This is a genomic window from Enterocloster alcoholdehydrogenati, assembly GCF_013282095.1.
In the GTDB taxonomy this organism is placed as follows: Bacteria; Bacillota; Clostridia; order Lachnospirales; family Lachnospiraceae; genus Enterocloster; species Enterocloster alcoholdehydrogenati.
Window position 1 is genome coordinate 1 of the sequence record NZ_BLTJ01000003.1, and the last position, 16,471, is coordinate 16,471.

15 protein-coding genes, 2 tRNA genes and 1 rRNA gene are annotated in these 16,471 nt (G+C 50.3%); 12 read left to right on the forward strand and 6 right to left on the reverse strand.

Annotation, left to right across the window (positions count from 1 at the left end):
• From HW447_RS04030 to HW447_RS04045, 4 genes are all read left to right on the forward strand, one after another.
• Nucleotides 1-113: ribosomal RNA gene (locus HW447_RS04030) — 23S ribosomal RNA — on the forward strand; the annotation flags it as partial.
• A gap of 77 nt (nucleotides 114-190) precedes the next feature.
• Nucleotides 191-265 (forward strand) — tRNA-Pro (locus HW447_RS04035).
• A gap of 24 nt (nucleotides 266-289) precedes the next feature.
• A tRNA-Gly gene (locus HW447_RS04040) sits at nucleotides 290-361 on the forward strand.
• A gap of 298 nt (nucleotides 362-659) precedes the next feature.
• Entirely contained in the window at nucleotides 660-3,965 is a 3,306-nt protein-coding gene (locus tag HW447_RS04045; protein WP_176254060.1) for a UvrD-helicase domain-containing protein, read from the forward strand.
• Between the two features lie 130 nt (nucleotides 3,966-4,095).
• Here HW447_RS04045 and HW447_RS04050 read toward each other — a convergent pair whose 3' ends face one another.
• The 6 genes from HW447_RS04050 to HW447_RS04075 all read right to left on the reverse strand — a co-directional run bounded on the left by HW447_RS04050 (nucleotide 4,096) and on the right by HW447_RS04075 (nucleotide 8,616).
• Nucleotides 4,096-4,764: a hypothetical protein gene (locus HW447_RS04050; protein WP_176254061.1), complete on the reverse strand. Its 669-nt coding sequence runs from the start codon at nucleotides 4,762-4,764 to the stop codon at nucleotides 4,096-4,098.
• On the reverse strand, nucleotides 4,757-5,440 hold the full coding sequence (locus HW447_RS04055; RefSeq protein ID WP_243176197.1) for an RNA polymerase sigma factor: 684 nt from the start codon (nucleotides 5,438-5,440) through the stop codon (nucleotides 4,757-4,759). Before HW447_RS04055 ends, HW447_RS04050 begins: the two co-directional genes overlap by 8 nt.
• Before the next feature lie 42 nt (nucleotides 5,441-5,482).
• On the reverse strand, nucleotides 5,483-6,076 hold the full coding sequence (locus tag HW447_RS04060; protein WP_176254062.1) for a hypothetical protein: 594 nt from the start codon (nucleotides 6,074-6,076) through the stop codon (nucleotides 5,483-5,485).
• 122 nt (nucleotides 6,077-6,198) lie between these two features.
• Complete coding sequence (gene pcp, locus HW447_RS04065) at nucleotides 6,199-6,843, reverse strand: pyroglutamyl-peptidase I (RefSeq protein WP_176254063.1); 645 nt, start codon at nucleotides 6,841-6,843, stop codon at nucleotides 6,199-6,201.
• A gap of 143 nt (nucleotides 6,844-6,986) precedes the next feature.
• Nucleotides 6,987-7,919: a DUF979 domain-containing protein gene (locus HW447_RS04070; protein ID WP_176254064.1), complete on the reverse strand. Its 933-nt coding sequence runs from the start codon at nucleotides 7,917-7,919 to the stop codon at nucleotides 6,987-6,989.
• Nucleotide 7,920: 1 nt separating this feature from the next.
• Nucleotides 7,921-8,616 carry a DUF969 domain-containing protein gene (locus HW447_RS04075; RefSeq protein ID WP_176254065.1) on the reverse strand — a complete coding sequence of 232 codons (696 nt, stop codon included), beginning with the start codon at nucleotides 8,614-8,616 and terminating at the stop codon, nucleotides 7,921-7,923.
• 236 nt (nucleotides 8,617-8,852) lie between these two features.
• On the opposite strand from HW447_RS04075, the gene HW447_RS04080 reads away from it, so the two are divergent.
• The 8 genes from HW447_RS04080 to HW447_RS04115 all read left to right on the forward strand — a co-directional run bounded on the left by HW447_RS04080 (nucleotide 8,853) and on the right by HW447_RS04115 (nucleotide 16,462).
• Entirely contained in the window at nucleotides 8,853-10,523 is a 1,671-nt protein-coding gene (locus HW447_RS04080) for an ABC transporter substrate-binding protein (RefSeq protein WP_176254066.1), read from the forward strand.
• A gap of 79 nt (nucleotides 10,524-10,602) precedes the next feature.
• Nucleotides 10,603-11,607, forward strand: a complete 1,005-nt coding sequence (locus HW447_RS04085; RefSeq protein WP_176254067.1) for an ABC transporter ATP-binding protein — start codon at nucleotides 10,603-10,605, stop codon at nucleotides 11,605-11,607.
• A 1-nt stretch (nucleotide 11,608) separates the two neighbouring features.
• Nucleotides 11,609-12,652 carry an ABC transporter ATP-binding protein gene (locus HW447_RS04090; protein ID WP_176254315.1) on the forward strand — a complete coding sequence of 348 codons (1,044 nt, stop codon included), beginning with the start codon at nucleotides 11,609-11,611 and terminating at the stop codon, nucleotides 12,650-12,652.
• Nucleotides 12,649-13,596, forward strand: a complete 948-nt coding sequence (locus tag HW447_RS04095; RefSeq protein ID WP_176254068.1) for an ABC transporter permease — start codon at nucleotides 12,649-12,651, stop codon at nucleotides 13,594-13,596. The genes HW447_RS04090 and HW447_RS04095 overlap by 4 nt, the downstream gene beginning before the upstream one ends.
• A 26-nt stretch (nucleotides 13,597-13,622) precedes the next feature.
• Nucleotides 13,623-14,525, forward strand: coding sequence for an ABC transporter permease (locus HW447_RS04100; protein ID WP_176254316.1), 903 nt, complete (start codon nucleotides 13,623-13,625; stop codon nucleotides 14,523-14,525).
• A gap of 347 nt (nucleotides 14,526-14,872) precedes the next feature.
• Nucleotides 14,873-15,136, forward strand: a complete 264-nt coding sequence (locus tag HW447_RS04105; RefSeq protein ID WP_176254069.1) for an AtpZ/AtpI family protein — start codon at nucleotides 14,873-14,875, stop codon at nucleotides 15,134-15,136.
• A gap of 120 nt (nucleotides 15,137-15,256) precedes the next feature.
• A complete protein-coding gene (locus HW447_RS04110) occupies nucleotides 15,257-15,679 on the forward strand; it encodes an ATP synthase subunit I (protein WP_176254070.1) in 423 nt (140 codons plus the stop codon).
• 21 nt (nucleotides 15,680-15,700) lie between these two features.
• The gene (locus tag HW447_RS04115) at nucleotides 15,701-16,462 is read left to right on the forward strand and encodes a F0F1 ATP synthase subunit A (RefSeq protein ID WP_176254071.1); all 762 of its coding nucleotides are present in this window, start codon (nucleotides 15,701-15,703) and stop codon (nucleotides 16,460-16,462) included.
• Nucleotides 16,463-16,471: the final 9 nt, after the last annotated feature.

Below are 16,471 nucleotides of genomic sequence, written 5' to 3' on the forward strand. Positions count from 1 at the left end.
ATATCCCATCGCAAGAGTAAGACCCCTTGAAGACGACGAGGTAGATAGGTCAGAGGTGGAAGTGCAGCAATGTACGGAGCTGACTGATACTAATCGGTCGAGGGCTTAACCAGACGGTATAGGAGCAGGAGAGAGTTGTTGTGGCTTGGCAGTTCAATATGTGGTTTTGAAGGTATGTGTGAAATAGACTCGGGGTGTGGCTCAGCTTGGCTAGAGCGCCTGGTTTGGGACCAGGAGGTCGCAGGTTCGAATCCTGTCACCCCGATTGAATTGAATATTGATTTTATATGCGCGAGTGGCTCAGTGGTGGAGCACCACCTTGCCAAGGTGGGGGCCGCGGGTTCGAATCCCGTCTCGCGCTTTTTTATTTGCCCGGTTTTACCGGGCTTTTTTGTGTCATGTTGCTTTTTTCTCCGAAAACCACGTTTTAACCAGTTCGCGTAAATATGTTGGAAACGGTAAGATATGGTAGATTTCAGCTGTTTCAATTTGTTTTATGGCTGTAGTCGCACAGCCACCAGCAAAATAGATCGTTAGTGTATAATTATTATTGGCAGATAGAACAATTTGACAAATGAATATTTGCGAAATAGAATATAATTGTTTTTACGGAAAGACTGTACGGGAAGGTTTTATGCAGAACAGATAAGGAGAGCATTATGTATATCGCAGATCTTCACATTCATTCCAGGTATTCACGGGCTACCAGCAGGGAACTGACGCCGGAGCAGCTGGATCTGCAGGCGAGAAGAAAGGGAATCCAGCTTCTGGGAACAGGGGATTTTACCCATCCGGCCTGGAGAGAGGAGCTTTTTGAAAAGCTGATTCCAGCGGAGGAGGGACTGTATCAGCTGCGGGAGGGGTGCGTGCTTGAGCCGGAGAGCGACGCTGCACGGACTCGCTTTGTGATTTCCGGGGAGATCAGTTCCATTTATAAACAGGATGGAAAGGTGCGGAAAGTTCATAGCCTGATTCTGCTTCCAGGGTTGGAGGATGCAGTAAAGCTGTCAGCAAAATTAGAAAGTATTGGGAACATTCATTCGGATGGACGGCCTATTTTAGGATTGTCCTGCCATGACCTTTTAGAGATTATGCTGGAAGTTTGCCCAAAGGGAATGTTTATTCCGGCCCACATCTGGACGCCTCACTTCTCCATGTTCGGCGCGTTTTCTGGTTTTGACCGGGTGGAAGACTGCTTCGGGGAACTGACGCCCTACATTCATGCGGTTGAAACGGGGCTTTCCTCGGATCCGCCTATGAACTGGAGACTTTCAGCACTGGATCGTTTTCAGCTTATTTCCAATTCGGACGCCCACTCTCTGGCAAAACTGGGACGGGAGGCAAATCTGCTTAGCAGTGATCTTTCTTATGAGGGACTAAAAATGGCCGTTGAGACGGGAACTGGCCTGGAGGGAACGATCGAGTTCTTCCCGGAGGAAGGGAAATATCATTTTGATGGACACCGAAAGTGTCATATTTGTCTGAATCCCGCTGAGGCAGAGCGTTGTGGCGGAATCTGTCCGGTCTGCAAAAAGAAAATAACCATGGGTGTTTCTCATCGAATTGATCAGCTGGCGGATCGTCCAGAGGGATTTTTGCCGTGCAGCAGAAAAACATTTGAAAGTTTGGTGCCTCTGGCAGAAGTGATTGCAGCGTCCACCGGGCGTTGTGTATCATCTAAGAAGGTGCAGGCGGAGTATGAGAAAATGGTAAGGGAACTGGGGACGGAATTTACCGTTTTAAGGGAACTTCCCATAGAGGATATTAAGCGCCACTCTGGTCATCTCATTGCCGAGGGAATTAGACGGCTGCGTGAGGGCAAAGTGACCCGGCTGCCGGGCTTTGATGGGGAATATGGCGTTATTAAGCTTTTTGAATCCAATGAAATCGCCAATCCAGATGGTCAGATGAGTTTTGCTGAGCTGTTCAGTGAGAACTTAAAGAATGGGACAGAAAAACCTGCTGATACGGGAGATGGTGAGAGCAAAGCCCGCCGGAGAGAAATGATGCTGTCTGGGGAAAAGAATGGCAGTGAAGATAAAAGGGCGGGAAATCAGGCGGCCGGTATAAAAAATGAAACGATTTCAGCCGCTTTGCCAGCCGCTGTGACTGGGGATTTTTTAGACTGCTTAAATGAAGAACAGAGGCGGGCAGCAGATGTTTGGGCCCGCTGTATGGCTGTAATCGCAGGTCCTGGAACGGGAAAGACGGGGACGCTGACAGCGAGAATTCGCTGTTTGATGGAGAAGAGACGGGTGAAAGGCTCGGAAATCACGGCAGTGACCTTTTCTAACCAGGCAGCGGGAGAACTGCGGGAACGGCTTCAAAGAGAAATGCCGCATCGGAGAGCAGTCAGCCAGATCCAGGCGGGAACCTTTCATTCGATCTGCCTTGCGTTTCTTGGAGCAGCGGGGATGGAACGCAGAATAGCGGACAGACAGGAGCTTTTGGATCTGGCGGCTGATGTGATAGAGGGGCGGAAACTGGATATTCGTCCGGCAGAGTTTATAGAGTATGTGTCAAGGGAGAAGAACCGGTGCGGACTGGAACCGGCAGAGGACTGCCATACAAAGAAAACGGAGGAGTTAGAAGAGCCTCTTAAAAATGCCGTTTGCATTTATGAGGAGCGCATGAAGGAAGAAAAGCTGTTTGATTTTGATGATCTTCTGATAGAGACCCTTCGGCTGCTACTTTGGGAAAATGAGCAGGTCCGGCAGTTATGCACCCATTTTAAATATTTGCTGGTGGACGAGTTTCAGGATATCAGTCCCCTTCAATACCGTTTGATTCAGGAATGGAACCGGGATGGAAAGGAACTGTTTGTGATTGGAGACCCGGATCAGTCGATCTATGGTTTTAGAGGATCGGATCCTGGCTGCTTTGAACGGCTTCTTAAGGAGATGCCGGAGACAGAGGTGGTTCGGCTGCATAAAAATTACCGCTCTACGACCCAGATAACAAGGGCTTCCTGCGGACTGATCTCCCACAATCCAGGAAATGAGAGGGTCTTTGAGGCTGTATGCGGGAACGGCCTTCCGTTGCGTATTGTCCGAGTCGGCGGAAGACGTTCTGAGGGGCTTTTTGCAGCCAGGGAGATCAGCCGCATGATCGGCGGCATCGATATGCTGGATGCTCAGGAACGGGAGATGATGGAGCAAAGACAGGTGAGAAGCTTTGCTGATATTGCAGTTTTGTGCAGAACCAACCGGCAGACCGAAGCGATGGAGGAGTATTTAAGAACAGAGGGGATTCCTTATATTGTGAGGGGAAGAGGCTCTTTTTTACAGGAAAAAACAGTTTTGGAGGCGCTTGCATTTTTTCGGATGCTCTGCAGGGAAATTAAACAGCAGCAGGAGGAAGATGCGGATGTAAGGGAGCGGCTTGAACTGGAGAAAGGAATGGGAGCAGAGCTGCTTTATTTCCTTCAGGAGAAATACAGGACACGATGGAAGAAAAAGCCGGAGGAACTGATGAAAAGCTGGATGGCTGACCGGAAACTTATGGAGGATGAACCGCTGTCAAAGTTGTTGTCCATGGCCGTATTTTACAAAAATATAGAGGAGCTTTTAGATGCCCTTGCCAGAGGCGTGGAAAGTGATTTGAAACGGTGCGGCGGAAAGCATTATACGGCGGATGCGGTTTCACTGATGACACTTCACGCGTCTAAGGGACTGGAGTTTCCGGCAGTGATTATTATGGGAGTGAGAAAGTATTCGATTCCTTTGGAATACAGCGGGGAAAAAGGACAGGCTGCCCAAACTGCGGACTTGAGTTTTGCGCTACAGGAGGAACGCCGCCTTCTCTATGTGGGAATGACGCGTGCCAGGGAAGAACTGATTCTGGTGACTTCTGGAGAGCCGTCGGCCTTCCTTAAGGAGATACCGGCAGATGTAGCTCTTTGTAAACAGGCGCCAGGGACAGAACGTCCTGAGGTAAAGCAGCTGAGTCTTTTTGATTTTATGTAAAGCCTGAAACTGACGCAGTACAGCAATACCGTATCTTGCTGTGAGAGAAAATTGGAAAAGATTGAACGAAACCCATGGTGCGTCGGAGTGATTGTGCCATGGGTTTCGTTTTGGAAGAAAATTGGAGATATCAGTTCATATTTTCGGAAATTATTTCCATAAACATCTCTTCTGTCATCCCTTTGTGGGAAGAAAGAGAATATGAGTATCCGTCCGCCTGCCATACGGCCAGGAAATAGCGCGTTCCATCTCCTTTTAAGGTGACTGTACTGCCGTTTATATCGATCTGAAGGGTTACATCATAGAGGCTATAATCGCCGGAATTACCGCCGTTTTCCTGAGACTTGCGGAAGGTGAGAGATTCTTCGGAAGCTGCCTCATAGGTAATCTGAGCCATGCCATAGGAGTAGGCATCATAAGACACGGTTTCCGGCTCAAAGGGAAGTCCATGGAGATCGCTGACAGGAAATCCCAGTTTTTGTGAGAGCTCTGCGGCAGAGGCACATTCTGTAATACCACTGCCCACGGCTCCTAACAGTTCATCCGACGGCCCGGACTGTTTTGGAGCCATAATCTGGGGAAGGAAAATCGCGCTGAGGATAAAAAGAAGAAAACAGGCGGCCGCGGGAAGGGCTCTTCTGGTGCGGAGCAGCCAAAACTTTTCTAAACCGGGCTTTGACAAGGGGGAGTTTTTTGAGCCGGAACTGTTTTCGTTTGATTTTATTTTTCCAAGGATGCGCGTGCGCATTTCCTCTGTGACCTCCACGCGTTCCATGATCTCATGATAGGATCTACTCAAAATCGTATTCCTCCTTTAAAATAAGCTTTAGGCGTTCCCTGCCCCGGCGCAGGTCGGAACGGACGCTGCTTTCCCTGCGCCCCAGAATCTGAGCGATCTGAGCAGTGGGGTAGCCCTCCTGATAGAAAAGATGGATGGCGCTTCGATATTGAGGCGGCAGCGCTTTTACCGCTTCCCAGACAAAGGACAGATCCTCCCGTTCCTCAGCGGCCAGTGTTTCGTCCAGTTCATCCGTATGGCGGATATGGTTGTAATCCAGCCGGTTTTTGCTTAGATTGGCGGCTACTTTTAACAGCCAGGCTTTCTCATGGGCGTCAGATGCAAAGGACGGTACTGTTTCCAGAAAACGAATCAGCGTTTCCTGGAGGATATCTTCAGCATCGCTCATATTGTGAATATAGGAATAGGCAAGACGCAGGATAGAATTACCGTATGTATCCAGCAGATGTTCAGCCAGATCGGAAACTGGGGAGTTGTTTTCTGCTGCGGATTCGCGGCCACTGAAGGATTGATGGTGGGCCTGCGGGCTGGAAGATCCTGCCGCAGGAGCAAAATCCTGGGGCAGGGAAAAATACGTTAAAAGGAGACGGCAAAGACATCCTTTTATGATCCAGAGCTGACGGCCAAACCCGGACAGGACCATTTTAGGAAAATAGTGCTTGGTACAGATAAACATGAAGATACCTCGACGTTTTGTAATATGACAGCGTATTTTCTATTACTTTACAGCAGAGATCCACTGGGACATTTCGTCAGCAGAGGAATTTGCTCCGCCGATACAGTAGGTATAGCCGCCGTCGGTCCATACTGCAAGGCGGATCTGGCCATTTTCTCCCCTCATGGTGACAGAACGGTTTCCTACAGCCAGGGTTGTCTCTTCGGGATAGTGGTTATAGTCTCCGCTGATATCTTCTGTGCCAACGGCTTTGCGGATATAAAGCCGTTGGTCACCTTTCTGATAATCGGCCTGTATCAGCTGTTCATCCTTTATAACGGAAAGCTCCGGTGCATCATATCCGGTGATAGAATCAGGCAGTGTAACAGAAAAGCCCACCAACTGTTCGGCGTCTTTCATGCTTTCACAGGGGGTGAAGGGATCTGGCATACCAACCATAGGCTCGGTCTGAGATGCTGCGGCAGATGAGCTTTCAGTTTTATCTGGCTGCCCGCTCTGAACAGTGGTTTCAGCTGACGCTGTTTCATGAGCAGTGCCGGAAATGCCGCATCCGGCCATGGAGATGGCCATAAGCGTCCAGAGAGAAAGACCTGCGGCCATTTTTAACATAGAGGTTCTTTTAATGTGTTTTTTCATAGTATGAATTTTCCTTTCTGTCATGTATCTGTTTCGTGTGAGAAAGGGGATTATAATTCCCTCTCTGCTTTATATACAGACAGGAAAGGCAAAATGTTGCACGGATGGGAAAAAATTATTTCCTAATGGGTGGCGCCCTCCGCTGTGCGGATATCAGCGTCATTTTCACCGATGGCCTTAACGGCAGCCTCGATTCCTCTGGCAATATCCTCAATGCTCATGGAAGGAGCGGGAGCCGGACGATTGACCACCTGGCTGTGGATAAAGGGTACGTGCATGAAACCGCCCCGCACGCCGGGATATTTCTTTGCCAGTGTGTAGAGCACGCCATACATCAGATGGTTGCATACAAAGGTACCGGCGGTATTGGAAACGCTGGCAGGAAATCCGGCTTCGCGGATCGCCTGTACCATTGCTTTGATCGGGAGAGTGGTAAAGTAAGCCGGAGCGCCATCCTCAAAAATAGCTGTATCAATGGGCTGATTACCTTCGTTATCCTTAATGCGGGCATCATCCATATTGATAGCTACCCGCTCCGGCGTCAGACCGTAACGGCCTCCGGCCTGTCCGATACATAAAACGGCATCCGGCTGTTCCTTCTCAATGGCCCTGGCTACGGTTTCAATGGATGTTCCGAATACGGTAGGGACTTCCAGCTTGATAATGGAGACATTTTCCACACGGTCCTGTACCTTTTTAACAGCCTCAAGAGCCGGGTTTACCGGCTCGCCTCCAAAGGGATCAAATGCAGTAAGAAGAAGTTTCATAAATAAATCATTCCTTTCCTGAAAAATTATATTATCGGCGTTCCATGAAAAGCGGCATAAAAATGTATAACGCGGTCCTTTGCGCCTGGATATGCATGAGTTTTATGGGCTGCATAAGTCTCCTGCATCCGCGGACGGCAGCTTTACTTAAATGCCAGAAAATACATCAGCACGATATGCACAGCAAGCATAAACAGCGCCATGGGAAGCTGTGACAGAATAACTGTGTATTTGTTCTTTGTCTCCAGCAGCGCGGCAGGCAGGATATTAAAGTTGGCTGCCATAGGGGTCATAAGAGTTCCGCAGTAGCCGGCGGTGAGTCCCAGCGCGCCAACGACCACAGGATCCGCACCCTGGGCTACCAGGAAGGGAATACCGATGCCTACGGTGATTACAGAGAAGGCGGCAAAGCCATTTCCCATGATCATGGTAAAAAGGGCCATGGCGATACAGTAGACGGCAGTGGCTGCAAAAAGATTTCCCTGAGGGATCACTGCGTTTACTCCCGCTGCAATCACATCGCCTACGCCGGCGGCTGTAAATACAGCGCCCAGAGCAGCCAGAACCTGCGGCAGGATACCAGTTACGCCAACATTATCCGTCAGACGGGTACAATCTTTTACCGCATAGACCGGCTTTGGACGGAAGATGAAAAATGCGGCGATCAGGGCGATGATACCTGAGATGCCGATGGCATTATTGGCACCAAGGGATTTTAAGAAGGTAGCTACCAGCACAGCGCTGAGGGCCAGAAACAGAGGCGGGATAAATACAGAGTAGCCCAGCCGGTCGGCTGCGGCGCGGGTCTCCTTTGCATCAGGAATATCGCTTTTGCTGGGGGCTACACGGTTAAATGCGGTGAGAAGGGCCATAAGCACAACGCACAGGCCGGTGATCCATCTGGGAAAATAGGGGCCTGCGATAAATGTGGCAGCCAGGATAAACCAGAAGGCGGCGGTGGTGACGCGTTTGCTGCAGGTGTTATCCTTTAAAGCCTTAAAGCCTGTGCCGATAAAAATAAGACCGATGATGCAGTAAAAGATTTCAGCGATCACGGTGCTGAGCGTCCATGTCATATTAGTTTGCCTCCTTTTTCTTACGTTTATCTGCGTATCTGCGTTTTAAGATCTGGTCGAAGATCAGGGCGTAGACTACTCCCGCTACCAGGGAGATCACAGCGATGGGAACGGACTGACCGGCGATCTGCAGGGCATCTACGGGATATCCCTGTTCGCTTAAGGTGGATACGATCAGCAGGGTACCAGAGGAACCCATAAAGCAGTTCTGAGCAAAGAAGTTGCCGTAATTCTCACTTCCGGCGCACATACCCTTGATCTGATCCTCTGTTTTTTCATCCAGTTCTTCATACTGTACCACAGCCGCCGCCTGGGCCATGGGATTGATCAGCGGGCGGATAAACTGGGGGTGTCCGCCGATACGGAGTGAAAATGCAGATGCCACAGTACGGATGGCCTGCCAGATGGCGATGAGCCGGCCGGTTGTGGCATTTTTTAAGGACTTGATAAAGTCGACTGCCTTGTCTTTCAGGCCATTTCGCTCGCAGAGTCCGATGACAGGAAGCGTCAGGATAAAAAGGGTGGCAGTGCGGTTGGTGATGAAGGCAGTACCCAGAGTATTCAGGATCTCCATGGGGGTCATGCCGGCTACCAGACCAGTAGCAAGGCCTGCGGTAACGACCACAGCCAGGGTGTCCAGCTTTAAGATAAAGCCTATAACTACGATCAGGACACCGATCAGTTTGATTATTTCCATACAAATAATCCTCCTTCATGAAAGCGTAAGGCACGCTTTTTATTTTTGGGCGGGGAGGTTTCCTTCGCCCGGATTGCTAAAATTGTAGCACATTTGCTATCCGGTAACAACTGGAAAATGTGTCCGGCAGCCTGCGGTATTGACATTTTTCCTTCATAATGCTATAAATAAAGCCATACCATAACCATACTAAATTACTATGAATAGTGTGCAAACATGAGACCCAGGAGGATATTATGAAAAAATATAGGAAAACAGCAGGAAAATGTCTTGCAGCAATCCTGTCTGCCGCCATGGCCCTGTCTCTTACAGCCTGTGCAGGGGGAGTAAAAGGAGGCGAGAGCGGTTCAGCAGCCAGCAGTTTAGGAAGCAGTGAAAGCGCCCTGGAAGGAACGACGGGAGAGAAGATTGTCAATATCGGCGTTACCAGCACGGTCAATACCTTAAATCCGCTGCTGATGGACGGCGTGGAGGTAAATAAATACGCTACGGGCCTGATGTTCCTTCCTCTAATGGAATTAAATGCGGATATGGAGTTTGAGGGGATGCTGGCGGATTCCATTACCGCTGAGGATGAAAACCATTTTCTGGTACACATTGACGATAAGGCGATGTGGTCTGACGGTCAGCCGGTAACGGCGGATGATGTGGTATACACGGCCCTGCGCCTTTGCAGCCCGGCCATTGCCAATACGGCTATGATGTACTATGTATTTGAAGGCGTAGGCGATGACGGCTTTGTGGAGCCGGGAGCGGATCATATTGACGGAATTACAAAGGTAGATGACAAGACCGTCCGCTTTGCAACCAAGGAGCCTATGTCGCTGATCACCTTCCAGAATTCTTACGTCCGGTATCTGATGCCTCTTCCAAAGCATATCATCGGAGATATCCCGGAGGATCAGCTGGCTTCCAATCAGTGGTTTTCACACCCCGATGTGGTAAGCGGCCCCTACCGCATGACTTCCTATGATAAGGATCATTATGTATCCTATGAGGCAAATGAGGCATACTGGAAGGGAGCGCCGAAGATTCCGAAGCTGAATATCCGCATTGTGGGGGGCAGTCAGCTTTACGCAGGCCTTCAGTCCGACGAGATCGACATTACCCACAATACCATGAGCGCCATTCCTCTGGAGGATTATGAAAGCATACAGGCTCTGGATACGGTAGAGACGAGCTTCGGAGATCCCATCACCAATCAGTCTGTATTTATCAATACAAAAAATGTACCGGATTCCAAGCTGCGTCAGGCTCTTTTATATGCCATTGACCGGAATCAGATCTTAGAGCAGCTTTTAAAAGGCAACGGCGAGATCGTGGACGGCTTTTTATCAAGTGCAGGTCCTTACTATGACCCTTCTGTCATTCCGGTTTCTTATGACCTGGAAAAGGCAAAGGCTCTGCTTGCTGAGAGCAGCTGGGATCCTTCCAGGACACTGCGTTTTTATGTTGACTCCGGTGACAGCACCTTTGTAAACGCAGCTTCCGTGATAGCGGCTCAGTGGTCTGCTCTGGGAGTCAGGACGGAGATCCGCACCATGGATATCAATACTCTTATGAGCACCGCAGGAAGCGGCGACTTCGATATCATGGCAGTGCAGTACACCTATCCGCCGGTAGATCCCTATGTGGATATAGCCTGGCTTTTAGGCGGGGACGGCAGCTGGACCGGCTATGAAAATGATGAGGTAAATGAGGCCCTCTCAAAGATCGCCACCTTAAGTGATACGGAAGAATTAAAGAAGCAGTACGGTATTATTGACCGCCGGATGCAGGAGGATGTTCCCATGTTTTCTGCCTATGTGATCCGCACCATGGCGGCTAAGAATAAGCGTCTTACAGGAGCAGTACCCAGTGTTTACGGATTTTTGAATCATGTGCAGGACTGGGATATCACAGGCTGAAACATACATTGTTACCCGTTCCCCGGCAAATGATCTGTTTGCCGGGGAATTGCAGTTTACAGGAAAAAAGGAGATATAAATGTCATATATTTTGGAAGTGCGCGGCCTGCAGGTGGCCTTTACAGGAGAACGGGGAGAGACCGTTGGCACGGATCATGTCGATTTTCATGTGGATTCGGGAGAGACGGTCTGTCTGGTAGGCGAGTCTGGCTGCGGAAAAAGTGTTACTTCCCTGGCGGTCATGGGCCTTTTGGGCCGCGGCGGCTATGCAGCGGAGGGAGAGATCCTTTTTAAAGGAAGAGATCTTCTGAAAATGAAACGGAAGGAGCTTGACGCCATCCGGGGAAAGGAACTGGCAATGATCTTTCAGGATCCTTTAAGTTCTTTAAATCCTGTCCTTACCATTGGACTGCAGCTGATGGAGGGGATAAAGTCACATATGGACCTGGATAAAGAGAGCCGCAGGCAGAGGGCCGCAGCTCTCTTAAAAAAGGCCGGTATCCGGGATGCAGAGGCGGTGATGAAGAAATATCCCCATCAGATTTCCGGCGGAATGCGCCAAAGGGTAATGATTGCCATGGCCTTATCCTGTGAGCCGGCCCTTCTGATTGCGGATGAGCCTACTACGGCCCTGGACGTGACCATTCAGGCCCAGATCATGAGCCTGCTGAAGGAACTGAAAAAAGATCTGAATATGGCGCTGCTTTTGATTACCCATGACATGGGACTGGTGGCCCAGATGGCGGATCGGGTAATGGTGATGTACGCGGGCCAGATCATAGAGGAGGGGACGGTATTTGAAATTTTCGATCATCCCTCTCATCCTTATACAAAGGCCCTGCTGGCTGCGGTGCCTTCCCTGAAACAGGATCCGGATCGGGTTTTGCCTGCTATCGAGGGAACGGTTCCTGAGGAGTACGGCCGTATCACTGGCTGCCGTTTTGCAGATCGGTGTCCTTACAGGCAAAAACTGTGCGGTCAGGCCCAGGTTTTAAATAACATCTTGACGGCAGACGATAATAAGACTTCCCATCGGGTACGCTGCCGCCGTGCAGAGGAGGTAGAGCAGGATGGCAGAGTATAGCATGGAAAAACGCGTCAGTCCGGCAGAGGCTGGTAAGAGCGATCGTAAGCTTCCGCTGCTGCGCATTGAGAACCTGAAAAAATATTATCCTCAGAACACCCCCATTTTTGGCCGTCCCACATCCTTTGTCCGGGCGGTAGACGACGTTTCGCTGGAACTGTATCCGGGGGAGACTCTGGGCCTGGTAGGCGAGTCGGGCTGTGGGAAATCCACGCTGGGCCGCCAGATCGCGGGCCTGGAGCAGCCGGATTCCGGCCGGATCTGGTATAGGGGAGAGGAACTGACTGCAAAAAGGGGGAAAGCCTTTGCTTCCGTCCGGACAGAAATCCAGATGGTATTTCAGGACTCCTATTCCTCCTTAAATCCAAGAAAGCAGATTTTCCAGATCCTATCCGAGCCTATGCTTTATCATAACCTGGCGGATCGGGGGAATGTTCACAAAAAGGCAGATAGGCTGATGGAACTGGTGGGGCTGCCTGTGAATGCCCTGGATCGCTACCCCCATGAGTTCTCCGGCGGGCAGCGCCAGAGGATCGGCATTGCCAGAGCCCTATCCCTGGATCCAAAGCTTCTTATCTGTGACGAACCGGTCAGCGCTTTGGATGTGTCCATTCAGGCCCAGATCCTGAATCTGCTGAAACGTCTGCAAAAGGATCTGGATCTTACCTGCATTTTCATAGGACACGGTTTGGGCGCCGTGAATTATGTCAGCCAGCGTATTGCTGTGATGTATATGGGAAAACTGGTAGAGACGGCGGAGCGAAAAGAACTGTTTGAGCATCCGGTTCACCCTTATACGAGAACCCTGCTCCAGGCAGTACCTGAGCCGGATCCGAGAAAACGGGATGACTCCTGGGGGAACCTTGGGGAGGGAGAGGCCCATGAAAACACAACGGCAAACTGTGCCTGTCCCTTCTTTGACCGCTGCTTAAAGAGAGAAGAAGAGTGTGGGAAGAGGAACTATCCCCTGCTTCCCGTCCGCCCTGGAAGCACCCATCTGGCCGCCTGCGGCCCCGCTGTTTTGGAGGTGGAAAAGAACAAATGAAAAAATATATTATAAAAAGGCTTCTGATTGCCATACCGACCCTGATCGGGATTACCCTGATCGACTATGCCATCATGTGTTTTGCAGGAAATCCGCTGGAGATGCTTCAGGGCGCCCGTATTTCCCAGGAGGCCGTGGCCGCCAGAGAGGCTGCTCTTGGTCTGGATCAGCCCTTTTACATTCAGTATTTTATGTGGCTGGGACAGCTTCTGCATGGAAACCTGGGGATCTCCATCAAAACATATGAACCTGTCAGCCAGATGATTGCAAGCCGTTTAGGGCCAACGCTGCTTTTAATGGGGGTATCGCTGCTTGTTAGCCTGCTTATCAGCATCCCTGCGGGCATCTACAGCGCTGTGCGTCAGTATTCAAAAGGCGATTATGCAGTGGTGACGGCTTCTTTTGTCAGCAGCAGTATTCCGGGATTTTTCCTTTCACTGATTTTGGTGTATATCTTTAACATTCGCTTAAAGCTGCTTCCGTCCAGCGGTATGACGACCCTTGGCGGCCAGGGCGGAATCGGTGATCTGGCGGCCCATATGGTACTGCCGGTCACGGTTCTGGCTGTTTCCATGGCAGGAACCAACATCCGCTATATCCGCAGTTCCATGTTGGAGATCCTACAGCAGGACTATCTGCGCACGGCCAGGGCGAAGGGAATTGGAGAGCGCCTGGTGGTAGGCCGCCATGCCTTAAGAAACGGGCTTATTCCCATTATAACTGTAATCGGTATGCAGATCCCCCTGCTTTTTGGCGGCGCAGTGATTGTGGAACAGCTGTTTTCCTGGCCCGGCCTGGGCCTTATGACTATGAGCGCCATATTATCCAGGGATTATCCGGTGATCATGGGCGTTTGCCTGCTGGCGGCTGTGGTAGTTCTGGCTGCCAATCTGGTGACGGACATCCTGTACGCGCTGGCAGATCCCTCCATTCAGTATGACTAGCAAAGGAAAGTAAAATGACAAAGCAAATGAAAAAGGATCCTTTAGATAAGAAAGAACCCGAAAATACCCTTTTGGTCCACGAGACCTACGGCAAAGCCGTCTGGCGAAGGTTCTGCCGCCATCGCCTGGCTCTTATAAGCCTTGCGGCACTGGGAATCATCTGCGGGGCAGCGGTTTTTGCCCCTGTGATCGCTCCCTATGATCCCGAAGCCATCGCAGGGCCTTTTGGGGCGGCTCCCAGCCGGGAGTTTCTGTTAGGGACGGATCAGATTGGCCGGGATATGGCAAGCCGCCTTCTTTATGCTACCCGCACCTCGCTTATGGCGGGGGTTCTGGCTACTCTGATTGCTACGGCTATAGGCGTATTTCTGGGGCTGGCGGCCGGATATTTTGGGGGAGTGACGGACATTCTCATTATGCGTTTTACGGACATGGTCATGTCCTTCCCCTATATTCTTTTAGTGCTGGTAGCGGCGGCCATCTTTAAGCCGGGGTTGTGGAGCATTATCCTGATCCTGGGATTTTTAGACTGGCCCGGCATTGCAAGGCTGGTGCGGGGAAATGTTTTGAGCCTGAGGGAGACGAACTTTGTGAAGAGCAGTATGGCTGCGGGTATGCCTGCCCGCCATATCCTTTTCTCTGAGATCCTGCCTAATACAATGGCTCCGGTTTTAGTTTATGCTACTTCGGTTATGGCCCTTACCATGTTGGATGAGGCGGCTTTGAGCTTTCTGGGAATGGGTGTTCAGCCTCCGGCGGCCAGCCTGGGAAATATGCTCAACAGCGCCCAGTCCATTACGGTTCTCACAAAACAGCCCTGGCTGTGGATCCCGCCGGGGCTTGTGATCATTTTGGTGGTCACAGCGGTAAATTTTGTAGGAGACGCCTTAAGAGACGCCTTTGACCCTCTGTCTGTAATTAAAATGTGACAGAGGGGGGACGAGATCAGGGAAAAGTCTAAAAAAATTTGTATAAGATTCAAAACAGAAAGTGTTAAAAAATTGACAAATTAAAAAAATGTAAAGGCAAAACAGACAAAAACAGACGGGATTGTCACTGGTAAAAATAAGAAAATTCCTAAATGCCATTGATAAATATACCTGTATGGGTTATAATTCACTCATATTGTACAAATTCCGGGAGTACGAGGGCAAAAAAACTGTGTCCGATATGGAAAAAACAACCAGCAGAATTTGTGCAAAATGACAGGCGGTGTACAAATATGGAATCTGCGGCTAAAAACAGAAGCGGCAGGTCTCACAGGAGGATCACGGTTATGAAAGGATGGGCACACACATTAGGCTCCCTGTCTATGTTCACCCAGCTGGGGCTGTCTTTAGCGGCGCCTCTTCTGCTTTGCGTTCTTCTATGCAGCTGGCTTATCAGCCGTTTTGCCCTGGGGACATGGGTCTATATACCTGGCTTTTTCTTTGGCCTGGGCGGCTCAGGGGCTACGGCCTGGAGGGTTTACCAGGATATTATGAAAAAGCAGACAAAGAGGAAAAAGACCAGCGGCCGGGCGTTTAATGAGCATTTTTAAAAACTGAAATAAAAAGTCCCTGTCTGTACCTGAAAACATGGGAGAAAGGAATGCTCCCGGAGATTTTGCGCGCAGTGGTGCGGGCGCTTGCGTATACACAGGGTAAAAGGAGGAAAAATAATGGCAGAAATTCAGCCGGCTGTCAAAAAGGAGACAGTTCATGTAGCAGGGATCACTCTGGCAGGAAGCTGTGTGATGTTTTTTTGCTTCTGGCTTCTTCACCGGTTCTATCCCGGGTCGGTTCCCTTTGATATGCGCGTCATTGTCAGCGGCCTTTTAGGAAGCGCAGTGGCGGTATCTAACTTCTTTTTTATGGGACTGACCGTTCAGAAGATCGTGTCCGGCGGGAGCGAGGATCAGGCGATGAAGCATATGAAAGCCAGTTACCGGTTCCGCACGCTTACCCAGCTTCTGTGGGTGGTGCTTGCGGTAGCTCTTCCATTTCTGAATGGTGCGGCAGGGATTATACCCCTGTTTTTCCCAAGCTTTGGCATTAAACTGCTGGGGATGCTGGGAATGATAAATGCTAAACCAAATTCATAGAAAGGAGATGAAAGTGCAAGTATGAACTTTGATATTTCAGGTGCGGCCATATATGTAAGGATACCTACAGGGATTCCCATTCTCGGCGATTTTATGATCACCGAGACCATGGTTATCAGCTGGCTGGTCATGATCCTGATTACGGGTTTTTGTATCTGGCTGACCAGAGATCTGAAGGTGGAAAATATTTCCAGGCGTCAGGCGGTAGCAGAGATGCTGGTGGAGCAGGCCACCAATCTGGTTCGCAACAATACCGGCGGTAAGAAGTTCGACTACCTGATCCCCTTTGTGGCAGCTTTTTTTACCACCAGCGCAGTATCCAACCTGATCAGCCTGACGGGTCTTAGAAGCCCCACGGCGGATCTTTCTACTGAGGCGGCCTGGGCGGTGGTAGTCTTTATTATGATCACAGCCAACAAGATTAAGGCAAGCGGCCTTCTGGGATATATGAAGGGCTTTACCACGCCCATCCCGGTAATGACGCCGTTTAATATCCTGTCTGAGATCGCAACACCGATCAGCATGGCGTGCCGTCACTTTGGAAACATTCTTTCCGGCGTTGTTATCAACGGCCTGCTCTATGCGGCTCTGGCTGTGGCAAGTTCTGCCCTGCTTGGGTGGCTTCCCGGCGCGCTGGGAGAGATTCTGGGGAACATCCCTATTCTGGATGTAGGTATTCCCGCCATTCTGTCTGTATACTTTGACTGGTTTTCCGGCTTTATGCAGGCATTCATATTCAGTATGCTGACCATTATGTACATTGCAAACGCGGCAGAAGGTTAAGCAGCCCCC

Coding starts and splice junctions, on each gene's coding strand:
- HW447_RS04115 (WP_176254071.1), top strand. CDS start 15,701: ATGAACTTTGATATTTCAGGTGCGGCCATATATGTAAGGATACCTACA.
- pcp (WP_176254063.1), bottom strand. CDS start 6,843: ATGAAACTTCTTCTTACTGCATTTGATCCCTTTGGAGGCGAGCCGGTA.
- HW447_RS04070 (WP_176254064.1), bottom strand. CDS start 7,919: ATGACATGGACGCTCAGCACCGTGATCGCTGAAATCTTTTACTGCATC.
- HW447_RS04060 (WP_176254062.1), bottom strand. CDS start 6,076: ATGAAAAAACACATTAAAAGAACCTCTATGTTAAAAATGGCCGCAGGT.
- HW447_RS04045 (WP_176254060.1), top strand. CDS start 660: ATGTATATCGCAGATCTTCACATTCATTCCAGGTATTCACGGGCTACC.
- HW447_RS04080 (WP_176254066.1), top strand. CDS start 8,853: ATGAAAAAATATAGGAAAACAGCAGGAAAATGTCTTGCAGCAATCCTG.
- HW447_RS04090 (WP_176254315.1), top strand. CDS start 11,609: ATGGAAAAACGCGTCAGTCCGGCAGAGGCTGGTAAGAGCGATCGTAAG.
- HW447_RS04075 (WP_176254065.1), bottom strand. CDS start 8,616: ATGGAAATAATCAAACTGATCGGTGTCCTGATCGTAGTTATAGGCTTT.
- HW447_RS04055 (WP_243176197.1), bottom strand. CDS start 5,440: ATGTTTATCTGTACCAAGCACTATTTTCCTAAAATGGTCCTGTCCGGG.
- HW447_RS04085 (WP_176254067.1), top strand. CDS start 10,603: ATGTCATATATTTTGGAAGTGCGCGGCCTGCAGGTGGCCTTTACAGGA.
- HW447_RS04105 (WP_176254069.1), top strand. CDS start 14,873: ATGAAAGGATGGGCACACACATTAGGCTCCCTGTCTATGTTCACCCAG.
- HW447_RS04100 (WP_176254316.1), top strand. CDS start 13,623: ATGAAAAAGGATCCTTTAGATAAGAAAGAACCCGAAAATACCCTTTTG.
- HW447_RS04095 (WP_176254068.1), top strand. CDS start 12,649: ATGAAAAAATATATTATAAAAAGGCTTCTGATTGCCATACCGACCCTG.
- HW447_RS04110 (WP_176254070.1), top strand. CDS start 15,257: ATGGCAGAAATTCAGCCGGCTGTCAAAAAGGAGACAGTTCATGTAGCA.